Origin of the sequence: Henriciella litoralis (assembly GCF_002088935.1) — a bacterium.
Taxonomy (GTDB): Bacteria; Pseudomonadota; Alphaproteobacteria; order Caulobacterales; family Hyphomonadaceae; genus Henriciella; species Henriciella litoralis.
In genome coordinates, this window is the sequence record NZ_NCSS01000006.1 from 2,721,704 (window position 1) to 2,747,715 (window position 26,012).

At 58.7% G+C, this 26,012-nt stretch carries 20 protein-coding genes; 16 read left to right on the plus strand and 4 right to left on the minus strand.

Annotated elements, in window-relative coordinates; all coding sequences use genetic code 11:
* From B8783_RS16945 to hemN, 4 genes are all read left to right on the plus strand, one after another.
* Positions 1–507, plus strand: a complete 507-nt coding sequence (locus B8783_RS16945; protein ID WP_169711831.1) for a FixH family protein — start codon at positions 1–3, stop codon at positions 505–507.
* Positions 504–2,723: a heavy metal translocating P-type ATPase gene (locus tag B8783_RS16950; RefSeq protein WP_084421364.1), complete on the plus strand. Its 2,220-nt coding sequence runs from the start codon at positions 504–506 to the stop codon at positions 2,721–2,723. The genes B8783_RS16945 and B8783_RS16950 overlap by 4 nt, the downstream gene beginning before the upstream one ends.
* Positions 2,723–2,884, plus strand: a complete 162-nt coding sequence (gene ccoS, locus B8783_RS16955; RefSeq protein ID WP_084421367.1) for a cbb3-type cytochrome oxidase assembly protein CcoS — start codon at positions 2,723–2,725, stop codon at positions 2,882–2,884. The genes B8783_RS16950 and ccoS overlap by 1 nt, the downstream gene beginning before the upstream one ends.
* A gap of 76 nt (positions 2,885–2,960) precedes the next feature.
* On the plus strand, positions 2,961–4,307 hold the full coding sequence (gene hemN, locus B8783_RS16960) for an oxygen-independent coproporphyrinogen III oxidase (RefSeq protein WP_084421370.1): 1,347 nt from the start codon (positions 2,961–2,963) through the stop codon (positions 4,305–4,307).
* Positions 4,308–4,330: 23 nt separating this feature from the next.
* Here hemN and B8783_RS16965 read toward each other — a convergent pair whose 3' ends face one another.
* A complete protein-coding gene (locus tag B8783_RS16965; RefSeq protein WP_084421373.1) occupies positions 4,331–5,467 on the minus strand; it encodes an acyl-CoA dehydrogenase family protein in 1,137 nt (378 codons plus the stop codon).
* A 205-nt stretch (positions 5,468–5,672) separates the two neighbouring features.
* On the opposite strand from B8783_RS16965, the gene B8783_RS16970 reads away from it, so the two are divergent.
* The 7 genes from B8783_RS16970 to B8783_RS17000 all read left to right on the plus strand — a co-directional run bounded on the left by B8783_RS16970 (position 5,673) and on the right by B8783_RS17000 (position 14,581).
* A complete protein-coding gene (locus B8783_RS16970; protein WP_084422167.1) occupies positions 5,673–7,217 on the plus strand; it encodes a tryptophan halogenase family protein in 1,545 nt (514 codons plus the stop codon).
* The gene (locus B8783_RS16975) at positions 7,214–8,674 is read left to right on the plus strand and encodes a tryptophan 7-halogenase (protein WP_084421376.1); all 1,461 of its coding nucleotides are present in this window, start codon (positions 7,214–7,216) and stop codon (positions 8,672–8,674) included. Before B8783_RS16970 ends, B8783_RS16975 begins: the two co-directional genes overlap by 4 nt.
* A 255-nt stretch (positions 8,675–8,929) precedes the next feature.
* The gene (locus tag B8783_RS16980) at positions 8,930–9,514 is read left to right on the plus strand and encodes a hypothetical protein (RefSeq protein WP_084421379.1); all 585 of its coding nucleotides are present in this window, start codon (positions 8,930–8,932) and stop codon (positions 9,512–9,514) included.
* Positions 9,515–9,548: 34 nt separating this feature from the next.
* On the plus strand, positions 9,549–11,159 hold the full coding sequence (locus B8783_RS16985) for a hypothetical protein (RefSeq protein ID WP_084421382.1): 1,611 nt from the start codon (positions 9,549–9,551) through the stop codon (positions 11,157–11,159).
* Between the two features lie 43 nt (positions 11,160–11,202).
* Complete coding sequence (locus B8783_RS16990; protein WP_084421385.1) at positions 11,203–12,726, plus strand: serine/threonine-protein kinase; 1,524 nt, start codon at positions 11,203–11,205, stop codon at positions 12,724–12,726.
* A gap of 128 nt (positions 12,727–12,854) precedes the next feature.
* Positions 12,855–13,793 carry a C1 family peptidase gene (locus B8783_RS16995; RefSeq protein ID WP_169711832.1) on the plus strand — a complete coding sequence of 313 codons (939 nt, stop codon included), beginning with the start codon at positions 12,855–12,857 and terminating at the stop codon, positions 13,791–13,793.
* Between the two features lie 71 nt (positions 13,794–13,864).
* Positions 13,865–14,581 carry a metallophosphoesterase family protein gene (locus B8783_RS17000; protein ID WP_084421391.1) on the plus strand — a complete coding sequence of 239 codons (717 nt, stop codon included), beginning with the start codon at positions 13,865–13,867 and terminating at the stop codon, positions 14,579–14,581.
* A 26-nt stretch (positions 14,582–14,607) separates the two neighbouring features.
* Here B8783_RS17000 and B8783_RS17005 read toward each other — a convergent pair whose 3' ends face one another.
* Together B8783_RS17005 and B8783_RS17010 are read right to left on the minus strand one after the other, a co-directional pair.
* On the minus strand, positions 14,608–17,034 hold the full coding sequence (locus tag B8783_RS17005) for a protein kinase domain-containing protein (RefSeq protein ID WP_169711833.1): 2,427 nt from the start codon (positions 17,032–17,034) through the stop codon (positions 14,608–14,610).
* Positions 17,027–17,584 (minus strand): ECF-type sigma factor, encoded by a 558-nt coding sequence (locus B8783_RS17010; protein WP_169711834.1) that lies wholly within the window; start codon positions 17,582–17,584, stop codon positions 17,027–17,029. The genes B8783_RS17005 and B8783_RS17010 overlap by 8 nt, the downstream gene beginning before the upstream one ends.
* A 145-nt stretch (positions 17,585–17,729) precedes the next feature.
* Here B8783_RS17010 and B8783_RS17015 point away from each other — a divergent pair, with 145 nt between their 5' ends.
* Positions 17,730–18,866, plus strand: coding sequence for a zinc ribbon domain-containing protein (locus B8783_RS17015; RefSeq protein WP_139792408.1), 1,137 nt, complete (start codon positions 17,730–17,732; stop codon positions 18,864–18,866).
* 65 nt (positions 18,867–18,931) lie between these two features.
* Positions 18,932–19,438, plus strand: coding sequence for a hypothetical protein (locus tag B8783_RS17020; protein WP_233355842.1), 507 nt, complete (start codon positions 18,932–18,934; stop codon positions 19,436–19,438).
* Between the two features lie 70 nt (positions 19,439–19,508).
* Here the strand turns inward: B8783_RS17020 and B8783_RS17025 are convergent, their stop codons facing one another.
* The gene (locus B8783_RS17025) at positions 19,509–21,257 is read right to left on the minus strand and encodes a M61 family metallopeptidase (RefSeq protein ID WP_169711835.1); all 1,749 of its coding nucleotides are present in this window, start codon (positions 21,255–21,257) and stop codon (positions 19,509–19,511) included.
* 294 nt (positions 21,258–21,551) lie between these two features.
* Between B8783_RS17025 and B8783_RS17030 the strand changes: the two genes are divergently transcribed.
* The 3 genes from B8783_RS17030 (at position 21,552) to B8783_RS17040 (ending at position 25,847) form a co-directional block, all read left to right on the plus strand.
* Complete coding sequence (locus B8783_RS17030; protein WP_139792409.1) at positions 21,552–23,153, plus strand: M61 metallopeptidase family protein; 1,602 nt, start codon at positions 21,552–21,554, stop codon at positions 23,151–23,153.
* A gap of 183 nt (positions 23,154–23,336) precedes the next feature.
* Positions 23,337–24,512: a pyridoxal phosphate-dependent aminotransferase gene (locus B8783_RS17035; RefSeq protein ID WP_084421406.1), complete on the plus strand. Its 1,176-nt coding sequence runs from the start codon at positions 23,337–23,339 to the stop codon at positions 24,510–24,512.
* A 15-nt stretch (positions 24,513–24,527) separates the two neighbouring features.
* Positions 24,528–25,847 (plus strand): APC family permease, encoded by a 1,320-nt coding sequence (locus B8783_RS17040; protein ID WP_084421409.1) that lies wholly within the window; start codon positions 24,528–24,530, stop codon positions 25,845–25,847.
* Positions 25,848–26,012: the final 165 nt, after the last annotated feature.

A 26,012-nucleotide genomic window follows, 5' to 3' on the forward strand; every position in this document is an offset into this window, starting at 1 on the left:
ATGACCCCTGCAGCAACGCCGTACCGCCAAGGCCCCGACGCAAAGCTCAAGGGCTGGCATGTCCTTCTGATCTTCCTTGCATTCTTTGGTGTGATGTTCGCCGTGAACGGCGTCTTCCTCTACAATGCCATCACCAGTTTTCCAGGTGAGGATGTAAAGAAGAGCTATGTTCAGGGCCTCGACTATAATGACACGATCGAAGCCCGAAGAGAGCAGGTTGCGGCGGGGTGGAAGATCCGCGCTGGTGTGGACGGTGACAGGCTGAGAGTCGAAATGGATGCGCCGGAGACGGTTGCGACGAGGGGTCTGATTGTCACCGCGACCATGCGGCGTACCGTCACCCAAAATGGCGACATTGAACTGATCCTGGCCACTGACAAGCCAGGGGCGGTTTTTTCGGCCGCGCTGCCTGACCTCGCGCCCGGACGCTGGGAAGTTTTGTTGAAGGCCAGCACGGGTGATGAGGATGTGGTGGCGCAAGCTCGCAAGACTGTCGTGATCCCATGACTTTGACCGCCGACATGACCAAGGGCTGCCCGAGCGGACTTGCGCCGGCGGGCGACCAGATCGACGGCGATGTGAGTGCCTTTGTCCGGAAGGTGGGCGGCGAAAAGACACTGCACCTGTCGGTGCGCGGCGCCAAATGTGCCGGGTGTCTCGGCAAGATCGAAGCGGCTGTCGGCGCGCTTGACGGGGTACAGTCTGCCCGCCTCAACCTGTCTACAGGGCGGCTTGCCGTTCGCTGGGAAGGCGGGCTCGATCCGAATGCGATTTCAGGCTGCGTCAGCGATCTGGGCTATGGTGCGGCCCCTTTCGACCCTGACGCCAGCGAAGGCGCTGCCAAGTCTGAGGAGCGAAGCCTGCTCATCGCTATGGGGGTCGCAGCCTTCGCCGCAGCAAATGTCATGCTTCTGTCTGTCTCGGTCTGGTCAGGCCATGGGGAGATGGGGGAAGCCACGCGGCGAACCATGCATGCCATCTCCGGGGCCATTGCCTTGCCAGCCGCGCTTTTTGCAGGGCGGCCATTTTTCCGGTCTGCCTGGAGTGTCCTGCGTCGCGGTCATGCGAACATGGATGTTCCGATTTCGCTGGCTGTGCTTCTCGCGCTCGGGGTCAGTATTTCCGAGACGATCAGAGGCGGCGAGCATGCCTATTTCGATGCTTGCGTCATGCTGCTCTTTTTCCTGCTTATCGGGCGCTTTCTGGATGCCCGCCTGAGACGGCGCACACATGTTGCCGCTCAGGAGCTTGCTTTGCTGCAGTCTCGCTCCGCGACGCGGCTCGACCGGGATGGCTCGGCGCGCTCTGTGAAGGCATCTGAAATTCTTACCGGTGACACGATATTGGTCGCAGCCGGAGAACGCGTTCTCGTCGATCTGGAAGTTATCGAAGGGCGCAGTGACGCCGACGAAAGCATGGTTTCTGGCGAGACTGTACCGCGCGCAATTACGCCCGGCATGCGCCTCTATGCCGGTACAGTAAACTTGTCGCAGGCCATCAGAGGTAAGGCCCTTGCAGATGCAGACGGCTCTCTCATGTCCGAGATCGGCCGGATGCTTGAGGCCGGGGAGCAAAGACGGTCCACCTATCGGCGCATCGCCGACAAGGCCGTCTCGCTCTATGTGCCGCTGGTTCATACGACGGCAGCGCTGACATTTGCAGGCTGGCTGATCGCTGGGGCGGGCGTCGGCCAAGCCCTGATGGTCGCGGTCTCCACGCTGATCATTACTTGCCCTTGCGCGCTGGCGCTTGCGGCGCCAGCCGTTCAGGTGGTTGCCGCTGAAAGGCTGTTCCGAAAGGGCGTCTTTCTGCGGTCCGGGGATGCGCTGGAGAGAATTGCCGAGTGCGATCACGTCGTGTTCGACAAGACAGGTACCTTGACGCTGGGCGTTCCCGAGCTGGTTGAAGTCGACGGCATGAAGGATGTGGTTGCCCGAGCAGCACGGCTAGCGCGCGTTTCGCGCCACCCTCTGTCGAGAGCCATTGTTGCAGCCGCTGGCCCCGGAGAGGTTGCCCCGCGGGTTGAAGAGCGAGCAGGCCTCGGCCTTGAAGCTGAAATCGACGGTGTCCGCTGCCGGTTGGGAGCTGCTGAATGGGTCGGAGCTAACGATGCGCCTGCAAGTGCGCGGCTCCAGCTCTGGTATGGCGAAGGCGATAAGCCGCCCGTCTGCTTCACATTTGAAGATGCGCTCCGGCCGGGCGCGGCCGGCATCGCAGACGCGCTGAAGCGGCGTGGGGCCACTCTGGAAATTCTGTCCGGTGACCGGGCTGAAGCGGTGGCCGAGATTGCTGCCAAGCTCGGCGTGGATAGCTGGCGCGCCAAGGCCAGCCCGGCCGACAAGGTTGAACGGTTGGAGGCGCTGAGAGCGGAGGGACGCAAAGTCCTCATGATCGGCGACGGGCTGAATGATGCAGGCTCGCTTTCGCTTGCCCATGCCTCACTTGCGCCTGGCGGTGCGATGGATGTCAGCCAGTCGGCTTCCGACGGGGTCTATACAGGCGCTGGTCTTGACGCCATTCCAACTGTCATCGACGGTGCCCGCGTGGCAAGCTCTCGCATGAGGCAGAACTTTACGCTTGCCGCGGCGTACAATCTGGTTGCGGTGCCAATTGCGGTTGCTGGTTTTGCGACCCCGCTGGTGGCGGCGATTGCGATGTCGACATCGTCGATTGTTGTGACGCTCAATGCGCTGCGCCCGCACGTGAAATGGAGGGCCACTTAATGGAAATGCTTGCATTCCTCATCCCGGTTGCCTTGCTATTAGGCCTGACCGGGCTTGGTGCTTTTATCTGGTCAGTCCGCTCTGGTCAGTTTGATGATCCTCAGGGAGATGCGGCGCGTATCCTGCTGGACGATGATGAGCCGCTCACCGAGCGTAACTAGGTAGGCCTACTTAGAGACCCGTTCGCGATCCGCGCATAAGCTCTGCACCAGATATTGAGTGTGCGGAGACAGACAATTGCGCGACGACTGGATCGAATTCGCCGGAGCACAGGTTCCAAGATATACCAGCTATCCAACAGCTGTTGATTTTGGCGCGTCGATTGGTGCCGAGAATGTGGATGGCTGGCTTGCCGACATGCCCGACGGCGCACCACTTTCTGTCTATGTGCACATTCCGTTTTGTCGCAAGCTCTGCTGGTATTGCGGCTGCGCCACGTCGGTCCCCAACGGATATGACCGGATTGCAGCCTATTTCGACGTCCTCTTGCACGAGATTGATCTCTGGGCGGAACGCGCCGGGCGGGGGCGGCTGACGCACCTGCATTTCGGGGGTGGGACGCCGAATGCCTTGTCGCCCAGCGATTTCACACGGCTTTCCCGTCACCTGAAGCAGGCCTTCAACGTCGACCCCGCGCATGAGTTCTCCGTTGAGCTTGATCCACGTATCATGTCCGATGCGATGATTGAGGCGATGGCCGCTTCCGGTGTCACGCGGGCCAGTCTCGGCATTCAGACGCTTAGCCCGGTGGTGCAGGCCGCAATTAACCGCATCCAGCCAAAGTCTGGCATTACTCGCAGTGTGGCCCATTTGCGGCGCGCTGGCATCAAGGCGCTGAATGCGGACCTGATGTATGGTCTGCCCTTGCAGACGGTCAGCGATGTGGAAGACGCCGCCCAATATTGCGCCGACATTGGGATCGATCGCATTTCGGTCTTCGGATATGCGCATGTGCCGTGGTTCGCCAAGCACCAGAAAGCCATCAATGAGAGCGACCTGCCTGGTTTGGCTGAACGGATGCGGCAGGCAGAGGCGGCAGAGCGCGTCCTGCTGGCCGAAGGCTATGAAGCGATCGGGTTCGACCACTATGCGCGGCCCGGCGACGGACTTGCTATAGCGGCAGAAGCCGGGGAACTGCGCCGCAATTTCCAAGGCTATACGGATGATACCAGCCCCTACCTCATCGGTATCGGACAGACGTCGATCTCCCGGTTCCCAGAGGGCTACGCGCAGTCCCATAAGGGCCTGCTGGACTGGCGAGCATCGGTGCTTGCCGACGAGTTGCCGATCACGCGCGGTATTGCGCTGACAGCTGATGACCGGATGCGCGCCTACGCGATTGAGCGCCTGATGTGTGACCTGTCAGTCGATCTTGGCGAGGTTGCGCATCAGTTTGGCGCCCGGCCGGGCGTGTTCGATGATGCCCTGGTTCCGCTGAAGACGCTCGAAGCGCGTGGCCTTTGCAGGCTTGAAGGGCGGCGGGTGACGGTCCCTGCAGACGCGAAGCTGCTCATTCGCAATGTTGCGGCTACACTCGATGCCCGGCTGGTCCAGACTCGTGAGCGCCACGCGATCGCGGGGTAAGGAATTTCCGGCGCAAAGGCCTTTCAGGGGCAGCCGATCATTCGCGCGAGGGCATTGCGATGTATTTCGCTTGTGCCGGAATAGATTGTTGCGCCGCGGGTTGAGAGGTACTTATCCATCGCCAGAGACGAATTGGGCGCTGCCGTCAGTCCGACTTCAGTGATCGCCTGATGCAACTCAGTGGCGCGTAGTTTCATCATTGAGGACGCCTGACGCCCGGATGCCTTGGAGAGCCGTTCTTCGAGAGCTTCGAAATCGTCAATCTGGCGCGCGAGATCAACCAGTGTATTGATCAGAGATAGCTCATTCTGGCCGGGGCCGGACACCTGACGCTCGACCGCCCGATAAGCCCGCCGAAGCGTGCCAGTCGTGGTGTTGTTGGAACGGGCGATCTGCATCAACTGGCCAGCAACGGCCCATCCCTCATCGATCTCGCCAATCCTGTCTGCAACAGGCGTTCGGACATTATCGAAGAACACTTCCGACACTTCATGGCTGCCATCGAGGCATTTGATAGGGCTGACCTTGATGCCGGGGCGGCGCATCTCGACGAGCAGGAAAACGAGGCCATCCCGGCCACGGCTGTCCGGATTGCTACGCGCGAGCAGAAACATGTGGGTGGCCGCCTGCGCAAAGCTCGTCCAGAGCTTGGTGCCGTTCAGGATGAACTCATCGCCGTCGCGCGTTGCCCGCAAGGCCAGAGCAGGCAGGTCCGAACCGGCCTGCGGTTCTGAGAAGCCCTGGCACCATTCATGCTGGCCATTCAGGATCGCCGGCAAATAGTGGTTTTTCTGCTCGTCATTGCCGTGGGCGATGATGAGTGGGCCGATCGTGCGCACGCCGGACGACATCAGTATTGGCGCATCATTGGCTGCGCAGGCCGTCTCAAAATAAAGTCGCTGCTCTGGCGACCATCCCGCTCCGCCATGGGCGGTTGGCCAGTCTGGGGCAACCCACCCCTTTTGCGCCAGAGCCTCTCGCCACAGCTTGCAAGCGGCCGGGTCTGATTTGAGCCCGGTCGTCTTCCGTCCAGCTTCACGCAGCGGTTCGGTGAGCGACTCGGATAGAAAAGCCTGCACCTCTTCCTTGAAGGCATGCGTCAGGCCCGCGCTTTGATGAGAAGAGCTTTCGGGGTCGCTAGAGCGGACATCAGAGTACATCGAGCGATTACAGGCCGGGGCAGGATGCATCGCAATGCGTACTATTACGGACCACGCTTTTAGATTGATTGTGCGACAAGCAGCCGTCTATCGTGGCGTGTCGCAAACCTTCAACAAGGGCTCTCAATCAGAGGCGTCTTACCAATCAGGCGCGGTATCTTTATGAGTGGATGCAATAGGCCGGTTTTGGCTCGTCGGGGATGAAATGAGTACAGTCGCCAGCCCGCTTTCGCGGACGGATCGCTCTGAATTGAAAGTGCTGATTGTCGGCGGCGGTACCGCGGGCTGGATGACGGCGGCTGCCCTTGCCAAAAAGCTGTCTCCACTTGGTGTTTCGATGACTCTGGTTGAGTCTCGGCAAATCGGCACTGTTGGCGTCGGTGAGGCGACCTTGCCCCAGATCCGGGACTTTAATCGCATGCTGGAGATCGATGAGGCGCACCTCATCAGCCGGACCAAGGCGACCATAAAGCTGGGCATTGAATTTTGCGATTGGGGGCGTCCGGGGGACAGTTATTTCCATCCGTTCGGAGCTTATGGAAGCGCGATCGGGCCTGCTGATTTTCATCAGTACTGGATCCGTCAGCAATTGGCGGGAAAGGCAGCGGATTTTGGCAGCTATTGCTACGCCATCATGTGTGCCCGCCAGGACCGGTTTGAAGTTCCCAATCCCAAGCCTGAGAGCCAAATCGAGGCCTATTCATACGCCTACCAGTTCGATGCGACTCTCTATGGTGAGTTTCTGGCCGAGTATGCGACAGATCGGGGCGTCAAACGGGTTGAAGGCAAGATCGTGGACGTCGAGATCGACGATGAGACGGGCTTTGTCACCGGCGTAAAACTGGAGGACGGGCAGCTTATAGAGGCCGATATCTTTATCGATTGCTCTGGCTTTCGCGGGCTGATCATCGAGCAGGCATTGGAAACCGGTTATGATGACTGGAGCAATTACCTGCCCTGCAATCGGGCGTTGGCCGTTCCGTCTGAAATAAGGGGTGAGGTTGGCCCTTATACGCGGGCGAGCGCAAAGACGGCTGGCTGGCAGTGGCGCATCCCGCTTCAGCACCGGATGGGCAACGGGCTGGTCTATTGCGACGCTTTCATCAGCGACCAGGAGGCCAGCGACGAGTTATTGTCCGGTCTTGATGGCAAAGCGCTGGCCAACCCCAAACAGCTTTATTTCAAGACCGGAAAGCGACGCAAACTCTGGACCCGCAACTGCATCGCTATCGGCTTGTCGGGCGGTTTTCTGGAGCCGCTGGAGTCGACCAGTATCGATCTCATTCAAAGCGGGATCATGAACCTTCTGGCGCTGTTTCCGGGCAAGGCCTGCGACCCGCTGGACGCAGACGAATACAACCGCCTAATGGACCTTGAGTTCGAACGTGTCCGCGACTTTCTGATGTTGCATTATGTCGCCAACCAGCGCGGCGATGTGCCCTTCTGGAGAGAGATGCGGACCATGGAGCTTCCTGCCTCCCTGTCAGACAAGATCGAGGCATTCCGGAGCCGGGGGCTTGTGCCACAGTATACCGATGGGCTGTTTCTGCCGCCAAGCTGGCTGTCTGTGTTTATTGGTCAGAATGTTCACGCAGAGGCTTACGATCCGCGGGTCGATGTCTTGACGGAGGCTGAGCTCGATAGCGCGCTGGACGATTTGCGTAATTCGATTGCCGCGCGCGTTTCCAATGTCGCGAGCCATGCTAACTTTCTGAAAGCGAACGCTGAAAAAGTGGGGCAGGTCACATGACATCGGATGCTTCACCTTTGACGTCCATCTCCGTCTTCGGGGAGGCGGCGGCAGTGTGGCCTGTCGCGGCGATGCTGCACGCCAGTCTGCCAGACAATTTCAGGATCACGGTTGTGGAAGACGCTGAAAGCAATGTCTCATCTCAAGCCGCAGCTTTGCCCTACGAGCATCCTTTTCTGGCGGCCATTGGCGTGTTGCCACAGGATTTGATCGATCATTGCGGCGGGGTCTATGCGCTTGGGACTGAATTCCAGAACTGGCAAACGGATGGCAGCCAGTTCTTCATGGCTCAATCTGGTGACCTACCGCTCATCAACGGCGTCCCGATCTATCAATGGATGTTGTCGGCAGCCCGAATGAGGGGTCAGGCCGCAAGATTGGCGGAGTTCTACGCCCCTTTCAGGTTTTGTGCGCAGGCCGGCCTGGCTGGTAAGATAGGCTTTCCCGACGAAGGGGATCAGACGCCGAGAGCAATGCTGGCGCCAGTCATCCATTTTGATCGTCACAAACTTTCCGATTTTCTGAAAGCGCGTTTGAAGGATCAGTTGAAAGCAGTGATTGTCGGACGGCCGGTGTCGATAAGCCGTGGTCCAGACGCTGAAGCGGTGGCCTCTGTTCGGCTCGAAGATGGGCAAAGCGTAGATACTGATTTCTTCATCGTTGTGTCGGGCAAGCTCTCGGAGGTGCTGGATAATAAAGCCGCAGCTGCCACGCTCCCGCTGGGCGCCGCCGACGCATTTGATCTTGTTGTGAATATGAAGTCGGCGGCCAAGTCGCGAGAGGCTAGGGCTGACTCCATATCGCTGGCAAAGGCGGCGCCGGAGTCCGTCATTATGCAGACGTCTTTGAAAGATGTCGTATTGACCGAGAAGCTGGTTTTGCCCGGTGGCGACGCTGATATGTCTGCCGATGAAGCTGAATCGAGCCGAGCCTTCAACACAGGGGCCCTGGCTGAGCCATGGACCGGAAATTGCCTTCGGCTCGGTCTCGCCTCGGCCTGTCTCGGGCCCTTCATGGCGGCTGATTTTCGACTGTTTAGCGAGCAGTGCCTGGCGCTTGGCAATCTTCTGCCAGCCCGGACAGACATGCACGTCGAGGCGGCGGCGTTTAATCTCAAGCATTGCGAGGTCGTCGAAGAGCTTCGGGATTTCACCAGTTTGCCATTTCACTTGAGCACGAGACCGGAAGAAGTCTGGGCGGATGCGCGGTCCGCAGAGGTGACCGATAGTCTGAAATTACGCCTTGAGCAGTTCAGAAGCCGGGGTCGCTTCGTGCCCTATGAGGCCGAAATCTTCGACAGGCAGAACTGGATCGATACGATGATCGGCTGTGGTGTGGTGCCAGAACGCGCCGATCCGTTCGCGCGGCCCGAGGATCTGCCCTATGTCGGCCCGGCGCTTCAGAGCATTATTTCCGAATTTGGCCGAACGATCTCACAATTGCCTGCGCGCGGCTAAACTCAAACACTGTGGCTGCTCTCGTGTGATGTCGCTCTCGAAGACGTCCACCAGAGGCCGAAAGCTCAACACCTTCCTCAATTCACGCCGCGCATCCGGCGTCGTTTAGCTGCGGGCCATACGATGTAAGTGGCCTTCCAGATTCGACGCTCTTCGCCCCTGCACGATCACAGCCAAAAGATTTTTCAAGAAGTTTGACCCGCTTCGCTGGAGGGCTGCGCCTTTGCCTATAGACGGCAATTTTTGAGGGTCGAAATGGAAAACAATATCGCACCGGTGGTTAATGAGTATGTCAGCCAAATCCCGCCTGAGGCCTGGCCCCTTATTGAGACGGTGCTGCGTGTAACAGCCGTGGTGACCGTGATCTGGTTGGCGATCACCCTTTTCATTCTTCTGCGTCGTAACGCGTCTAATCTCACGCCAGTTCATGCGGCCCGCAAGGATCAGGCTGACCAGCCGGACTTTCTGACGGTCGACCAAGGCGCGCGCCGCGAAGCTCTCGCGCGCGGTGACCAGTTTGGCGAAACGCTAAAGGCCCGGGAAGACGCCGAGGCGAAGGCCGCCAAGGGCGCGGTTGCCGGTAAACCGATCTCGCTCGCCGGCCAGATATTCCGCGGGCTCAGCTTTCTCATGTCCTTGTTCTCCCTGCTGACGATGATCATCGGATCCATCTGGCAGATCGGGCGCATGGGAAATCTGATGAAAGAGTACAACACGGTCGAGCGGATCACCACCGTCATTGAGCACAACCCTGTTTCCTTCACCATGGTGCTGCTCGTCTCGATCTACGCCGTGTGGTGCTTCATCCGGAAGCAATCCTCTCAAAAAGCGCTGGCCTAGGTCCGGCAATCCTCAACCATTCGTGGAGCTACCAATGGCATCTCATTCGCTCAGCCTTTCCGATCCGGCCCTGCTTGCTGAATATATCCGGCAGTCCGACCTCAAGACCTTCTTTGAGCAACGGCTTGCGGCGCCGCCTGATCACATGGCTCTGCTGATCCGTAACGGAGAGGTTATCAAGGCCTATAAGGGCGCGCATTTCTCGGTCGGCGGCCTGGTGACCAGTCTAAAATCGATCGTCGGTGGGGCTTCGAATATCTCGATCCTGCTTGCCGATCTCAAACCCTTCTCAGTCCAGCTCCCGGTCAAGGCTTTGACGAAGGACCATGTCGAGGTTGCAGGCGTTTGCACGCTTGAACTGCAGGTCAATCCCGACAAGCCGTCCAATATCATGGGTCTGATCAACACAGGCGGGTATCTCACCCGGTCCGAGGTTCTGGAACGATTCCGCCCACATCTCACAGACCGGGTGTTTGAGGCGGTGATCGGACGCGTAAATGCGGACGATATTCGCGGGGACAAGGGCCTTCAGGACTTCATCCAGGGCGACACCATGCGCGAGATTGAGCGCGTGGCTGGCAATATCGGGCTATTGGTCAATTCAGTCTCGATGGAATGGGCGCTGAATGAAGCCGAGATGGAGGCGATGAAGAAGGCGCGCCTGGAGCGTGAGCAATCCCAGCTCGACCATCAGCTCTCCATCTACCAGCGAAATGTCCAGCGCACCGCCGATTCAAAAGAGTTCCAGCTTCGCTCTGACCTCGACATGGCGACGCTCGCCAATGAGACCGAAGACGCGCTGGCGAAGATGGCGCTGAATTCGGAAATCGAGATTCTCGATGCCCGTGAGGGGGCCGCGCGCCGCCAGGAGCTTGAGGCGCTGGAGCATGAGATTGACGTCTTCCGCAAGGAACGCGTGGCGAAGTTCCAGGTCGAACTTGATGAAGCCTCGCAGGTAATGGACCTGACCACGGCCAAGGGGCAGCTGCGGGTCATCGAGCGCCAGATCGAAGAACTGGACCATCTCCAGAGCATCGAATTTCGCAAGAGAGAAGCAGAGATCAGCAAGTTCGAAGCGTTCTCCAAGCAGGATGTGACGCAACGGGTGCAGCAAGATACGGCCGCGAACATCAAGGCCCTGCAGGACATTGAGCATTCCGGGCTCGATCAGGACTCGATACGGCGCCGGCAGGAAGAAGATGCCCGTACCGCCCGGCTCATTTCTGAGCGGCAAGCCGATACGGACGCACGCATCGCTCAATTGCAAGCCGGCGCGAACATGACGCCCGAGCAGATCATGGCGATCAATGCAGGTCTCTCTTCTGAAGTTGCCAATGTGCTCGCCGAACGGGCCAAGGCCGACTCCTCCAGCAATCAGGAAACGATGGCTGTGATGCGCGAGATGGTGAAGGCCGCGACAGACGGACAGGTGCGCAGCGAAGAACAGGCGCGGGCCATGTTCGGCATGGGTATGGACGGTGCGGTGGGGGTCGCACGCGGCGCTGGAGGGGGCGATCCTGCTCCCTCCGGTGCATCGGCATCCGCGGCGCCTAAACCTGAAACGGTCGAATGCGCAAAATGCGGTCGACCGAACTCAGCGAAAGCAAGGTTCTGCATTGGCTGCGGCCATGCGCTGCGAACCTGATCCACCGAGCCGTGCATCGAAAACGCTGAAGGGCGACCCATAAATGTCAACATGTACCAATTGCGATACCACCCTGCCTGACGACGCGGAATTCTGTCCGGAGTGCGGACGGAAAGTGGGTGCGGTTTACAGTCCGGCACAGACCATTGGTGGGCTGGAGACTGTGATGCCGGATAATGGCAAGCCGACCCCGTCAGATACGCCGATGTCGGTTCTCAGCCCTGGGACAATCTTTGCGGAACGCTACACGATTGAAGGAATTCTCGGGCAGGGCGGCATGGGCGTCGTCTATCGGGCGAAGGACAGTGCATCCGGCGAAACCATTGCGCTGAAGCTCATTCACCCGAACAAGATTGCTGGCGAGAAGGCGCTGCAACGCCTGATCGAGGAAGGCGTGATCACCCGGAAGCTGCGCCATCCGAATATCGTTGCGGTATATGATGTCGGCGCGGTCAACGGGCAGCCCTATGTGACGATGGAATATGTCGAAGGGACGTCCCTTCGACAGTGGCAGCGCGCGATGATGCAGAAGCAGCGGGACATTTCCTACAATGTCGCTGCCCGCATCGTTTATGAAATCCTGGAGGGCCTCGAAGCGGCGCACAAGGCCGGCGTGGTGCACCGCGACCTTAAACCGGAAAACATCATCCTGCTCGATGAGCCGAGCGCGGAGGGCGTCAGCCTGCGTATTCTCGACTTCGGGATCGCGCGGGCAACCAAAGCCACGACCCAGGCCGATACGGGCACTGGGCTCGGCACGCCGGGCTATATGGCGCCGGAACAGCGTACCAATCCCGACATGGTGACCCCGGCAGCTGACCTGTTTTCCGTCTCTGTGATTTTCTACGAGCTGCTTGTTGAAGTCCTGCCGCAAGGTCATTGGCAGGCTCCATCCGGTGGCCGATCAGATGTTCCGCCAGCCATAGATGCATTGATTGAATCGGGTCTGTCGCTTCGCCCGTCCAACCGTCCGCAAAGTGTTGCGGAGTACCGGAAGGCCGCGGCCCAGACAGGCAAAAAGACGCTCACGCCAGAGCCAAAGACCGAAAAAACCAAACTGCCGAAATGGGCGATATGGAGCGGCGCGGCGGTCGCTGGCCTCGTTGTTGTGGCCATGCTCAGCTTGCTCCCCGTCGACGAAGATGAGGACAGTTTAAACCCTTGCGACGGTTTGAGTGGAAGCGACTATCGAGACTGCATCGGGGTTGACGATGTTGAAGAAGAAGTTGTTCGCAGAAATACGACACCCCAGAACCCGTATGCCCGTCTTTCCGGGCCCTGGAAGGATGACTGGGGGTCGCGTTTCAATATTCAAGTGGCGCCTTCAGGGGTTCTGTCGGGGTCTGGTTATGGACCTGATGGATCAAGGCTACAGCTGAGCGGTCAACTCTCGACGACGCCCGTTACAGGACAGATCAGTGCCCCCGCCATGGGGATGACGTTCGTGACGCAACTTCGCTGGGATGGCGGCTGTCACATCGACTATGTCACCTACAATCGAGACGGATCGATCAATCTGACGGGCAGGTTCCACGCCAACCATGAGCCGGGCGCGCCTTGCCCATGAGCGAACGATTTCAGAAGACCCGCTATTGCTACATCTGTGGAGCGCCGCTCGATCCGCTGACCTCAAACTGCAGCATTTGCGGGTATTCCCAGACGCCAAACCCCATTCAAAACGAAGGATCCAAGATCATGTCAGACCACTGGAATGAGCAGCCGCTCAATGGATGCCTGTTCGAAACCATGCCGGTTGAAGTGCCGACACTCATGACGTCACATGGAAGCCTGCCGGAACGCATCGATCTCAGGGAATTCTGTTCGCCGGTCGAAAATCAGCTGACGACGAATTCCTGTACTGCGAATGCGATCGTTGGCGCGCTGGAATACCATCAGCGCCGGGCGAAACAGCCTCAGATCGATCTTTCACGCCTGTTTGTCTATTATAATGCACGCCGTCTGTCGGAGACGGAAAATCAGGATGTCGGCAGTTTCATCCATCATGTGATGGCGGCTGTGCTTGCCTATGGCGCCTGCGAAGAGCGCATCTGGCCATTTGAGATGGCAATGCTCAAAACCAGGCCGACCGAAGCGGCCTACCAGAATGCGATGATGCACGAGGCCGTCCAGTACGCCCGCACGCCGCTTGGCCCTATAGCCATGCAAGCGCTTGCGGCCGGATTGCCGGTTGTCTTCGGCGCCTACTTTCCGAGTGCCTATTTCGATGAGGCGCACAGGACAGGAACGATGCCGCAGGATGCACAGCGCAGAGAGCGTCCTGCTAGCGGTCATGCGATGCTGATTGTCGGTTATGACCTGCCAACCAAGACATGGCTTGTGCGCAATAGCTGGGGAGAGGGGTATGCCGACAAAGGGTATTTCCGCGTGCCGTTTGACACGATGGTCTCTTATTCTGACCCTACCCATTTCTGGACCATTGGCGCGATTGAGCAGACCCAGGGTCTGAGCCTCTCAGGGCCAAGTGTGATGGGCGCGCAGCAGAAAATTCAGGCGCAAGCGAAAGCAGACATGGCAAGCGTTCTTGCAGGAAAACGCGAGGATGTTCGAAGCGAGCTCAAATCGCGCCTTGATGAGGCCAAGGCGGACTTTCGCTCCCGGCTGCGAAGCAAATAGAGCATTCTTCCCTTTGGTCTCCGCGGCCTGAGCGCAGGCAGCAGAGACCGGGCGAGGACTTGAGGTGTGACATGGATCAGGGCGGTACAGTCACCTATGTCATCGGCGATGTGCACGGTGAAGCGGTGCGCCTGGCGCGTCTGCACCAGCTGATCTTTTCCCATCACAGTCAGGGCTTTGAAGGCCGGCCAATCGAGATTGTCCATCTGGGGGACTATGTGGATCGGGGCCCTGATAGTGCAGGCGTCATCGAGCAGGTCATGGAGCTGGAACAACGAAGGGATGTTTCCGTCATTTCACTCGCGGGAAACCATGAGGAGATGCTGCTCAAGGCGGTGTGCTCTGGTTCGGCGGCAATTTACCAACACTGGCTGGAAAATGGCGGCCAGGAAACACTTTCGAGCTATCAGCGGCACGGGGAACCCTCCGTGCCTGATCGCCATTTGACCTGGCTGAAGGCCCTGCCTCGTATCCACGTGGACGAGGCCACCAGGCATGTCTTTGTTCATGCTGGCATACACCCTGCCGAATTTCCTGATGAAAACGACAGCACCTATCTCTGGACGCGCTCAAGCCGGTTCTTCGACGTTGAGGAATGGAGGGGGACGGCGGTTGAGGGCTGGACGGTCATCCATGGGCATACCCCGACAAGAGACGGGTTTCCGGAGGATGAGGCGGCTGAAGGCCTGGGGCGCCGGATAAACATTGACACAGGGGCGGTCTATGGGGGGCGTTTGACCTGCGCCGTGCTGGCGCCCGGTCGCAAGGTCAGATTCCTGTTTTCGTAATTCAGCGGCCAGACGGACACCGCGCACTAATCGGCCAGAATGTCTACCGTCCGGCCCTCCTCGCAAGCGGTCTTCTGAGCCATGAGGGAGGTGAGAACGTGCTGGCGGTCGCTCTCGCTGATGCCGATCTCCTGATCGAACAGGGCGGCACTATCGGCTGCTTGTCGTAAGTAATCACACGCCGTCTCGAAGCGCTCGGCTTGCGCATAGGCTTCGCCGAGCATCTGCATTTTTTGAAAGTATTGGCGCCAGTATCCTGCGTCGGATGGCTCGCGGCGATAATCGGCCGTGACGGTGTCGAGCATGGCTTCGCCAATGGCGATTGCCTCATCGTGCTGTTCAGCAGAGCTGAGATCGGCCATCAGCTCCGACTGGACCGCATTGAAGACCTCCCGGTTTCCGGCGTTCTTCTCATCCTGTTCGAGCATAAGCGCGCTGATCGACAAAGCCTGGCGCTGGTCAGCGATGGCTTGATCGAGTTGCTCAAGGTCTGAATACACCATTCCTTTCCTGTAATAGGCAAGGGCACGGGAGCGGCGATAGCCCAGGTTCTCCGGATACCTGGCACTCAACGCATCCATCCGGCGAACCGCCTCGTCGGCGACCCGGATCATGTCAGCCGGGTCTGACCCGGTGAAATACACGTGCCAGTTCTCAACCTCTGTAAAGCTGGTGTAAAAGGCGGCAACGCTGTGTTCGACGTCTTCGGAGCCGGGATTGCGCCGTTCAAGCTCAAGAAACGCGGTCTCCAGTCCTTTGTAGCCTTCCACCGCTTGTTCGGTCTGATCGATCCATATGAGTGGCTTGAACTTGTACATCGAGATTTCGAGGTGCTGGATTTCGTCATTCAGCGTTGCGTCGGGGCTCTCCAGGAGTTTTGCGGAATAGTCCGCACCGGCTGTCGCATAGGCGATGCTCTGCGCATTATCGTCGTCGGCGATATAGGCAAAAACGCTTTGCGAGAATTTCAGATTTGCAAGTTCACGCAGGACCTGAGCATCGCCAGGATATTGCGCGTACAGACCAGCCAGTCGCTCTTCAGTCTGCTTGAGCAAGGATCGAGAGATCTCCCGCCGACCGAGGTTCGGGCTGATTGGATTGCCCTCGATATTCGCGAGCCGGTGATATGCCTTGATCGTCTCGAGCTCCAGCGACCGGTCGGTTCTCGAGCTCTTCGAAAGCGCGTCCAGATATGTCCGCGCACGGGTCGTGAGCTTCTCGAGCGGTTCAGTGTTGCCGGCGATGGGTTGCAGCTGATCGAACAGGTCGAACAGCATGAAATTGGCCATCTGCCGGGCTTCGGAAAATCTCTGGTCTGCCTCCTGCCGTTCAGCCTCTGCGCGCTGATACTGTAGCAGTGTGAGCGAAAAAGCGCCGACCAGTCCAAGCACGAAAATAGTTGCGAAAGTCGCGAAGACGCGGTGGCGACGCAGATACTTGCCGGCGCGGTAGACCCTTCCTCCGGAATGGGCCTCGACGGCATAGTGATCGAGATAGTTCTGCACGTCGCTCGAAAGGTCGGACACAGTCGCATATCGCAAGGCTGGATCGGGCTGCGTGGCCTTGTCGATGATGGAGCCAAGGTCGACCGGGATCTCCCTTCCATCGAGCATCGCGTCCAGCAGTTTGCCGAGGGAATATACGTCGGACAGTGTATTGGCGGCGGCGCCGCGGCTTCGTTCGGGGGCTGCAAAGCCGGGTGTGAAACTCAGCGACGCCAGCGATTTCGACGAGTGAGATGTCTCATCGCCCGGTTCATCCTGCGAGTGCGGCTTGGCAATGCCGAAGTCGATCACCTTCACGATCCCATCCGTGTTTACCAGCACGTTTGATGGGGTGATGTCACGGTGGACGATGAGGTTCTGATGCGCGTGGCCGATGGCGGCACAGACGCGCATGAAGAGGCGCAGTCGCTGGTCTATGCCAAGGTCTTTCTGCTCAACCCATTCGTTGATGGGAATGCCATCGACATATTCCATGATGATGTAGGGCGAGCCGTCTTCGAGCTGTCCGCCGTCGAACAGTCGCGCGATGCCCTCATGGTTCAGCTTTGCAAGAATGCGCCGCTCATTTTCAAACCGGCTGACGAGCTGCGGCCCCAATACGCCGGGCCTGATGACCTTTACAGCGACACGGTGGTCAAAGTCGCCAGCGTCGCGATTGGCGAGATAGACCGCGCCCATGCCGCCTCGGCCGATCAGCCCGTCAATCCGGTAGCCGCCGGCCCGCTCGGGGATTGCTTCGTATTCAAGAATATCGCGCGCGCCGCCGGTTCGCAGGTCACGCTGGCTGGAGGTGTCGCTCGCCAAGAGTGAACGCAATCTCGAAAGCAGGGCCGGATCGCTTGCATATTGCGCCTCAACCCAGGCCAGTCGATCGGGACTCGGTTGCTCGAAAGCAAGATCGAGGGCTTTCAGGGCGCGTTGTTCAAGCTCGTGCTGTTCGTCAGACATTGATGTCCTGCAATGCATTCATGAGCCAGGCGCGGGCACTGCGCCATTGCCGTTTCACGGTCGATTCCGATACGCCCAAAAGGTCTCCAACCTCTGCCAGATTGAGGCCGCCAAAATAGCGCAGCTCAACGATATTGGCTTTCTCTTCGTCGAGGGCCGCAAGCCGGATGAGCGCTTTTTCCAGATTGTCGAGATCGATGCGCTGGGCATTCCCCTCAAAGCGCGTCACAAGCGTGACCTTCTGGTGCTCCCGCTTATCCGCTTTTTTCTTCCGCGCGTGATCAATCAGGACGCGCCGCATCGCCTTTGCTGAAAGGGCCAGGAAATGCGCCCGGTCCTGCCAGTCAATCCTATCGAGCTGGATCAGACGCAAGGCCGCTTCGTTGACGAGGTCGCCGGTCGACAATGAATTATTGCTCTCGACGCGGAGCAGGGCAGCCGAGATTTGCAATAGCTCGGTGTACAGCCGATCGAACAGCTCATTGCGCGCCGCGGTGTCGCCACCACGCCAGTCTTGCAGCAGAACTTGCGTTTCTATTCGATCGCTCACTTTGATCCCCAAACGGCCTGCCCACGAAAACCATCTTACGGGAGAAAGGCAAGCTTTCGTTTGGACCAAAAAGATTTGACCCGTTTGCCCGCCGCCTCACGCCTAGAATGATACAGGCAAAGATAATTCGGACGGTAGACGCTCAATGAATATGCTCAGAACAGACGCATCAAGTGCAAATCCCGCGCGGCAGTCCTGTTGCGCGAGATCTGCGCTCGATCTGGACGCGTCTTTCTGTGAGGAGTGCGGCAAACCGCTTTATCGCTGTATGGCGCATGCCGAGTGCGGCGGTCTTCTCGATGAGGGCGACATGTGCCCGGTTTGCGTCAATCTGGAGCTGTCGCTCAATGCCGGCGCAGCGAGCTCCGTTCGCGAAGGCGGCAAGCTTGCTCTGCCTCTGACCATACGAAATGCGTCCAATGTCGGTCGGCCGCTGTTCATAACCGGCTTGTGGATCACCGAAAATGATGGCCCGCCACGCGAACTGAAACTGCCTTTCGCGCGAATTGAACCGCAGCAGACGGCGAATGTCGCCGTCAGGACCGAAATCCTGAAATATGCCGGCGTCCACCAGGTGGACCTGCTGATCGCGGTCTCGACCCGCTATCAATGGCGACAGGAAGAATATGTCTTCTCGAGCAATATCATCTTCCCGGTCGAGCCGAAGGACCCTGGCGGACCAGCGACGACGATCAATGTCAACGCACAGGAAGTCGGCGCAGGCTTTACGGTATATAATCCGACGCGCATCGAAGCTGACCGCTCTGCCGGAGCGCCTCCCCAGATCGAACCTCTTCGTCTGAGCCATAAAAGAGCCGACGCCGCTGAGCGCGATTATCACAAGCGGGGCCTCGACAATGGGATCAGGGTTCCGCGCGATGTGGAGCTGGTCTGGCGCGGCTTCAGCCCGGATGAGGCGCCATTTGATGGGCCGATCGTTAAGGCGTCAGGGATGCTGATTGCGGGCCGAAACTCAAGACGAGCGGGCAATGATATCTGTCTCAGAGTGGGGGAGGGGCTGGACGAGCTCAGCTTGTCGATCTCACGGCTTCTTTTTTCCCTCTACATCGAATCCGGCGCGTTCAAACTGCGCGCCGAAGGCCAATACGGGCTCAAGGTGAATGACCGGCAGTTAAAGCGGACAGAGACGATGACGCTGAAATCAGGGGATGTGATCCGGCCTGTCGTGAAGGCGCCGTCGGCCCTCTCTATCAGTGTCGCCTTTGAAATCGAACATGACGATGTCCGCCGCATCATCCTTACCCGGGAGTCGGCGAAGTAGACGCCGATGCGGGTGCGAATTGCCCTGAATCCGGGTGCACAAATGCAAACTATGGAGAGACCGATATGACCACGACAGCTAAGACGACGGCCGCCAGTGGCGGTCTGTTCAGGCGCGGATCATTTGTCCGCAACGGTTTGTCGGCATTTCCCCTGCTGGCTTTGCCCACGGTTTTCTATCTTTTTATGGCTTTGTTCTCCGGGACACGCGGCGCAGCCGACTTGCCAGCCATTACCGGCGCACTTGAGGCAACCGTCTTCAGTGTCCGAATGATTTCAGGCGTCGTCTGGCGCCTCGACGCTGGTGACCTGCTGCTGCTTTTCGGTCTGCTGTCGCTGGCGATTGAGATCGCCAAGGCGACGAGTTCAAAGTCCGTCTCGATTGCCAATCATGCCGCGTCGATGGGTTTGTTGCTCATCTGCGTGATTCTTTTCCTGAGCATGGGGGCCTTTGCGACATCGACCTTTTTTCTGCTCACCATGATGACCATTTTTGACGTGCTTGTCGGCGCCATGGTCACCATCATCGCAGCTCGCCGGGACTTCGGGGTCGGAGATGGGTTGGCAGGCTGAGGGCTGATCGTTCGGGCCAGATATTACAGCGATGGCGTTTGAATTACGCGTCGGTCTTGCGGCCGAGACCCTAGAGGTCGCACGTCTCCGGATCGACGTCTCGCAGCTCCCATTGCAGCCCGGGGGAAGCAGGCGTCCAGGGAACATACTCAGCCGTGAGGGAGGTGTTTTCACGCTGGATGTCCAGGCTGACCGGCGTCCCCGGTGTGCTGGTTTCGACTGCTTCCAGATCACCTGGATTCAGAATGATATCATAGCGTTGGAGGCCCGCCAGCTCAGCTGGTGAGCCCGGAACGACCGGGCCTATGCGGGTCTGGCCGTTGTCATCCACATAGGGGCGGAACCCCCTTGCGAAGGTTTGAAGGTCTGTCACCTCACCGGTAATACATGGACCGAAGAGGTCTGGCGTGAGGTCTAGCGGGGCACCCTTCATCATGGCGTCAAATTCTGCGCCACCTGTCTCGCCGAGTTCATCGACAAGAATGGAGCGCCAGAAGTTGACGGGGTTTTCCGCGGCGTCCTGCTCCTCAATAAAACGGAAGATGAGATCGTCGACGCGCTTTGTCCCGCTGGATGCCTGACGCATGCGCTGATCAAGCAGCGCGAAATAGAGGGGGCCCCGATTATAGGGGACGAGTTGGGCATCACTGTCGGAGAAGAACAGCTCGGTTACCTCTTCATTCGACAGGCCGCTCTGCGGGTTTGTGTAGTAATTGAGGGCAAGGGCGTTGAACTCATCGACGAACGCTTCGGCGCTGATCAGTCCGGCGCGATAGGGCAGGACGATGGTGTAATAGGAGGTGGCGCCTTCAGAGTACCATTGCTGACCGCCAGCACCGCCGCCCTCGCCATAGCCGCCGACAAAGTGATGGATGGATTCATGCGCGAGCAGGTATCTCACCTCCATCGGGTCACGATCTTCGCCGTCCACCGTCCCGAAAATGAATGAGTTGTGGCCTCCGCCGCCGCCGCCCTGAAAGCGCTCTGTCGTTCGCATGAAGATGCGGAACGCTTCGACATCCTGTCCGAAGAAGTCGACGAAATAGTCATAGGCGGCTTCTGTCCACTCAGCCGCTCCCTGGAGATCAAAGGCGGCGGGAGTCATCCAATAAATGACGAATTCGCCTTCACCGCTATCTGGCTGGCTCTTCAAAGGCCCTGCCATGAAGAACGTATTGTTCAGAGCCTGCTGGGTCATGGTTGCTTCGGTGGCATCGCCAAGGCCGATGCTTGAAGCGGCCTGGGCCCCGTCCGGCATTGCAGAAAGGTCCCATGACAGGTCGACGTCGCGCGGCCAGCCACTATCAGGCAGCGCGAGCATGGTGTTACCGGAGCCGTAAAAGCCCCAGAGTTCGGTGCGCGTATCAATGAGTGGGCCGGGCCGGGTGCTGGCCGTGATAAGACGTGGTTCGAGCGTGTAGTGGATGGCAATATCGCCAGACGTGCCCCGCTCAAGGATCCAGCGCCGGTCCTGACGGAAGTTTGACGGGTCTTCTGGATCTTCCTCAATCCGCATCGGGACACGGCCAAGATCGTCCATGGCGACGAGGCTCGCCGGATCGGCCAGCGCGCTCGGTGCCATCACGCGCACGATGGCCATGCTGAGGAAAGTCTCACCTTCATCGAGATCGGGTGCCGGAACGCCGATCGCCATGTCGATCGAGGTCACTTCTTCGCCCGTCAGAACCGGGGTGATCGTGATCGTCATCGGGGCAGCCGTGACGTCTGCTTCCTGGTCAGGTGAGGTCGTGCTGCAGGCGGCGACAAATCCGGCTGCGGCAATCATGAGCAGGCCGAGAAAGGGTGTGCGACGTGTCATGGTGGCTCTCGAGAAATCGTGTGGTCTCATGACGCTGATTTCTAATGGTTGGTACGCAACACGATCTACGCTGGATTAGGCACGACTATGGGGCTTCGCGGAAGATTTATGTCAGTGTTTAGCCAATCGCGCATCACTAAGCCTGGGAATTGACCTGCGAGAAAATTGTATTCCTGATCCGGGTCATCAGAAGTGAAATCATGCACAAAGGCAAAAGATGTCCAGATGTTCGAATAGGACATGCTTGCCCATGCTTTGCATGATGAGATCTGTCATAAAGCATATGAGGCAGGGATGGACCGACACTTTCGATTTTTCCGCAAGCAGCAAGCCAACGGTTTGAATTGCCGGGGCCTCGCCGGGGCGATCCTGTCATGTGGGCTTGCCGTCTCATGTTCGGTTCCGGGGGAGCCGGAGGCCGCAGAGCCGGTCATCGCAGCTGAGAAAGCACCAGAATATTCGCTCCTGTTGCGTCCGGAAGTCGATGGCGACGGTGTCGTCGAAGCCATCGGTGTGCATTCAACGCTGACGGGCGGATTGTCCGACGGTGAGGAGAGGCTGAAGCTGATCGCACCGGTCGTTTATGTGAATGTCGAGGGCATTGCGGACCGGATTACAGAGCTTGAAGTAACCGATGCCGAAGGCCTGGTCGAGTTCACAATAGAAGAGGATGACCCGGTCCCCGGCGGTTATCCCTATTTCCGGCACTGGACGGCGACCCGTCCGCTCAGCTTTCCGGTCACCATAGACTATCGCGCGCTTGTGCAGCCAGAAGGCGGCCCGTCGGGCCCGGCTTTCGGGATACGCCCGTCAGCGGGCGGCATCAGCGGCGCTGGTGCGGGCTTCATGATCGTGCCGGAAAATGCCAATTCGCTGACGTCTGTGCTGGACTGGGACCTTTCAGCCTTCGATGAGCCTTCGGTGGGGGTGACGACTTTTGGCGATGGACGCGCCGAAGTTGCGGGCCCTCCGACCTCGATCATGCAGGGCTGGTATCTGGCTGGTCCGGCTGAGCATTATCCCAATGACCTTTCGACGGGAAATTTCCATGCCTACTGGCTCGGCGATTTCCCGTTCGATGAATATGAGGAAATGGCCTTCACTGAGAAGATGTACTTCTTCTTCGAGGACTATTTCGAGCATCTCGATCCCGCACCAGACTATCGCGTCTTCATGCGTGTCCTGCAGACGCCGCCCTATGGCGGCGGCACCGCGCTTTCCAATTCTTTCATGCTGTCGCGTGGTCCTCTCCAGCCAGGTGAGACAGGAGACGAGACGCGCACCGTGTTCGTGCACGAGCTGCTGCATCAATGGACCGGATCGGTCGAGGGGGGCGCTATTGACGAGAACTGGTTCTCCGAAGGGCTGACGACCTATTACGAGCTGACGCTGCCCTTCCAGGCGGGCGAGACTTCACTTGATGACTATGTCGAAGGCCTCAACTGGCTCAGCCGCGGTTTCTACACCAATCCGGCCCGGGACTGGTCGATCGCTGAAATCAAAAAGGTCGGCTTTGATAATGGGGATATTCGGCACGTGCCTTACTATCGCGGGGCGCTTTATTTCGCCGATCTCGACTCCCGGCTGAAGGCTGCGAGCGGTGGGGGGACCGATCTGCATGACTTCATGACGGATGTGTTTGCAGCGCGGGAGTCCGGCGAGATTGTGCTCGATGCGGACAAGTGGCGTGAACTGGTCAGCGAAGCGACCGGCACAGATGAGAGCGCTTTCCACAAGGCTGTCCATGTCACGGGCAAATCGTTCTTCCCCGCCGCCAATGCCTTTGGCGACTGCGTCACTGGGGTGAAAACCAGTGTCGAGGTCGATGGCGAAGTGTTTGAGACAATGGAGTGGGCACCGGTTGAGGGCGTTGATCTGAATACCTGCCGCGGCTGACGAGGCGGAAAGATCACCGGTATGAGGCAAACATTCATCAGAACATTTATGCGCGCAGGCGAGCTTAGCCCTTGGCCTTTGCATAAAAAATCTTCTGGGCAGGTTTAGGTTGGCGTGAAGTCAGGATGACCGGTCAGGGAATCCGGGCCTCCTTAGGGTTGGCCAAGTCATGGGGTCGGAGAATTGGACCAGTATTCTGAAAGCGAGCAGGCTGAGTGGTTCAGCTATGCGCACTGGGTCCGCGATGCGCTGGCGCTGATGCGCTCTGGCACGCCCGGAAAGATCGGCCTTTTCGAAAGCTCGGTGCCCGAGCCGACAGCGATGCTGGCAAGCACGATCGCCAATTCGTTCAGGTTGGGGCCGCCCTCCTCGTATCAAAGCGTTTTTATGCGCAGCAATCCGGTCATCGTCGAGCATCTGGCGGAACGGTATCAGGTGCCGGCTGAAACGATCCATTGCACCACCGGGGCGACGTCAGGTGTGTCGCTCATCTATCGCTCGCTCCTGACCAAGGGACATATGGCGCTGATCGAGAAGCCCGGCTTCGACATCTTTACCAATTGCGCTCACGATGCCGACATCGAGTCGCACTTCTTTGAGCGCCAAGGTCCGGACTTCGCCATTTCTGTCGAGGCAGTGATCGCCAGCTTGAAGCCGCGGACAAAGATGGTCGTCATTAGCGATCTACATAATCCAAGCGGCAAATCGACCGGCAAGGAGACGCTCGAACGTCTCGCCGAAGCGCTGGATGAACGCGGCATCTTTTTGCTGATCGATGAGGTCTACTCGGACTATTGCGAAGTGTTCGAAGGGCGGATCGACCCGCACAAGCATTCCAATGTGCTGCGGGTGTCGAGTCTCACCAAGACGTTTGGTCTCAGTACGCTTCGGTGTGGTTGGATCATCGCGCATCCGGACCTTCTGAAGCCGATCAGGGTCCGCGCCGAGATGGCGGATTTCAGCGTTTCCAAACTTTCCCATTCGGTCGCCGCTCAGGTGCTTCTGGAGCATGAGCAGTATGATGGCTGGCGGCGCGGCCATATGGAAGCTGCGCGTCCAATGACCGAAGCGGCCTTGAAGGCGATGCAGGATGATGGCCTGATCGATATTTCACTGCCGCTTGAGGGCTGCATCTGTTTTCCTCGGGTGGTGGGTGTCGAGGATACCAATGCCCTGTCGAAATGGCTGATTTCGAACCACGGCGTTGTCGTCGTCCCGGGCGAATGCTTTGGTCAGGCTGGTTATGTCCGCATTGGGTATGCCCTGAATGAGGCGACGCTCGCGGAAGCGCTCAAGCGACTGGCGGCGGGCCTTGCCGAATACCGCGCGATTATGGAGAAGCGGGCGAAGATCGCCTGAATGCGGGGTTGCTGAATGCAGAAGGAAACCGAAGCGACAGGTGAGTTGCGCCGCGATGTCGGGCTGGCAGGTGTTATTTCGCTCGGGCTCGGCACGGCGGTTGGCGTGTCGGTCTTTTCTGTGCTGGCGCCTGCGACCGCGCTGGCCGGACCGGCCATGCTGGTCTCGATGCTGATCGCGATGGTGCCGATGATGGTTTTCGGCGTTGTCTATTCTTTCATGGGCGCTGCTGCACCGGTCACCGGAGCCTCATTCGAGTGGCCTCGGCGTTTTGTCCATCCGCTGCTGGGCTTCATGATCAGTTGGCTGCGTATATTGGGCAGCACGGCGGCGATGATTGTCCTGTCGCTGGTGCTCGTTTCATATCTCAACAGCGCGATTGCATTGCCGCTGAAGCCCGCCATGTTCGCCATTCTGCTGCTTGTCCTTCTGATGAACCTTTTGGGGGTCTCAGCGGCAGCGTTCGGCCAGACGTTGATGCTGGTTATCCTGCTGGCGACATGCGCGATCTTCAGCTTCGGCAGCATGCCATCGATTGAGCCTGCCTCTTTCACGCCCTTCGCCAGTGAAGGCCTCGCCGGTATTCTGGCCGCGATCCCGCTTTTGATCTCCCTCTTCCTCGGGATTGAGAGTGCGACGGAGATTGGCGGGGAGGTTCGCCGGCCAGAGCGCAACATTCCACTTGGTATTGCTCTTTCTGTCGGGCTGACGGCGATGATCTATTTTGGTGTGGCCGTCGCGGCTATCGGTGTCCTCGGCGCAGCCGGTCTGGCCGCCTCCGACGCGCCGCTGCTCGATGCTGCGTCGATCTCGCTCGGCAGTTGGGGAAAAGTGCTGATCCTTGTCAGCGCCACCGTTGCCATCGGAAGCTCGATCAACGCCACTTTCATCATCATGTCGCGGTTTCTTTATGCGATGGCGAAGGCCGGAATGCTGCCTTCTATTCTCGCAAACGTGCATGAGCGCACAGGTGTGCCGCGCCCAGCGATCTTCCTGGCGTTCGTGCTTTGCTGTTTCGGCTTGTTTATGCCGAGCAATCTCGTCTTCCTGTTTCTGGCGGTGAATATTCCGACAATCCTGAAATATGGATCGACCTGCCTGTCCTCCATCATGTTGATGCGGCGCGAGCCGGAGCTTTATGAGGCCTCGACCTTCAAGCCTCCGCGCGCAGCAGTCGTGGGCTTTGCGGTGACCGGTATCGTGCTTGGCGCGGCGATCATCGTCCTTGGATGGTCGGCGGACTGGAGGCCTTATGCGCTACTGGGCGGCTGGGCCGTTGCAGGTCTTCTCTATTATGCTGCGGCGCGGGCTGCGCCGGATCAGCCGAAGGCCTGACGACAGTGCCTCAAAGGGCTTCGGGCGCCTGAAATAAATATGCTCCAGCGATACACTTCAGCATAAATGTTCCTCCCCGCTCCGCAGGGTCCCGGCAAATAGGTATAAAAAATCCGCCACCTGCTTCCTAAGCTGACTTTATCGGGAACAGCGGCGCGCGCGGGG

Bases quoted from the DNA above. Each gene is read 5' to 3' on its own strand.
- B8783_RS16945 (WP_169711831.1), top strand. From the start codon at position 1: ATGACCCCTGCAGCAACGCCGTACCGCCAAGGCCCCGACGCAAAGCTC.
- B8783_RS16950 (WP_084421364.1), top strand. From the start codon at position 504: ATGACTTTGACCGCCGACATGACCAAGGGCTGCCCGAGCGGACTTGCG.
- ccoS (WP_084421367.1), top strand. From the start codon at position 2,723: ATGGAAATGCTTGCATTCCTCATCCCGGTTGCCTTGCTATTAGGCCTG.
- B8783_RS16965 (WP_084421373.1), bottom strand. From the start codon at position 5,467: ATGTACTCTGATGTCCGCTCTAGCGACCCCGAAAGCTCTTCTCATCAA.
- B8783_RS16970 (WP_084422167.1), top strand. From the start codon at position 5,673: ATGAGTACAGTCGCCAGCCCGCTTTCGCGGACGGATCGCTCTGAATTG.
- B8783_RS16975 (WP_084421376.1), top strand. From the start codon at position 7,214: ATGACATCGGATGCTTCACCTTTGACGTCCATCTCCGTCTTCGGGGAG.
- B8783_RS16980 (WP_084421379.1), top strand. From the start codon at position 8,930: ATGGAAAACAATATCGCACCGGTGGTTAATGAGTATGTCAGCCAAATC.
- B8783_RS16985 (WP_084421382.1), top strand. From the start codon at position 9,549: ATGGCATCTCATTCGCTCAGCCTTTCCGATCCGGCCCTGCTTGCTGAA.
- B8783_RS16990 (WP_084421385.1), top strand. From the start codon at position 11,203: ATGTCAACATGTACCAATTGCGATACCACCCTGCCTGACGACGCGGAA.
- B8783_RS16995 (WP_169711832.1), top strand. From the start codon at position 12,855: ATGTCAGACCACTGGAATGAGCAGCCGCTCAATGGATGCCTGTTCGAA.
- B8783_RS17000 (WP_084421391.1), top strand. From the start codon at position 13,865: ATGGATCAGGGCGGTACAGTCACCTATGTCATCGGCGATGTGCACGGT.
- B8783_RS17005 (WP_169711833.1), bottom strand. From the start codon at position 17,034: ATGTCTGACGAACAGCACGAGCTTGAACAACGCGCCCTGAAAGCCCTC.
- B8783_RS17015 (WP_139792408.1), top strand. From the start codon at position 17,730: ATGAATATGCTCAGAACAGACGCATCAAGTGCAAATCCCGCGCGGCAG.
- B8783_RS17020 (WP_233355842.1), top strand. From the start codon at position 18,932: ATGACCACGACAGCTAAGACGACGGCCGCCAGTGGCGGTCTGTTCAGG.
- B8783_RS17025 (WP_169711835.1), bottom strand. From the start codon at position 21,257: ATGACACGTCGCACACCCTTTCTCGGCCTGCTCATGATTGCCGCAGCC.
- B8783_RS17030 (WP_139792409.1), top strand. From the start codon at position 21,552: ATGGACCGACACTTTCGATTTTTCCGCAAGCAGCAAGCCAACGGTTTG.
- B8783_RS17040 (WP_084421409.1), top strand. From the start codon at position 24,528: ATGCAGAAGGAAACCGAAGCGACAGGTGAGTTGCGCCGCGATGTCGGG.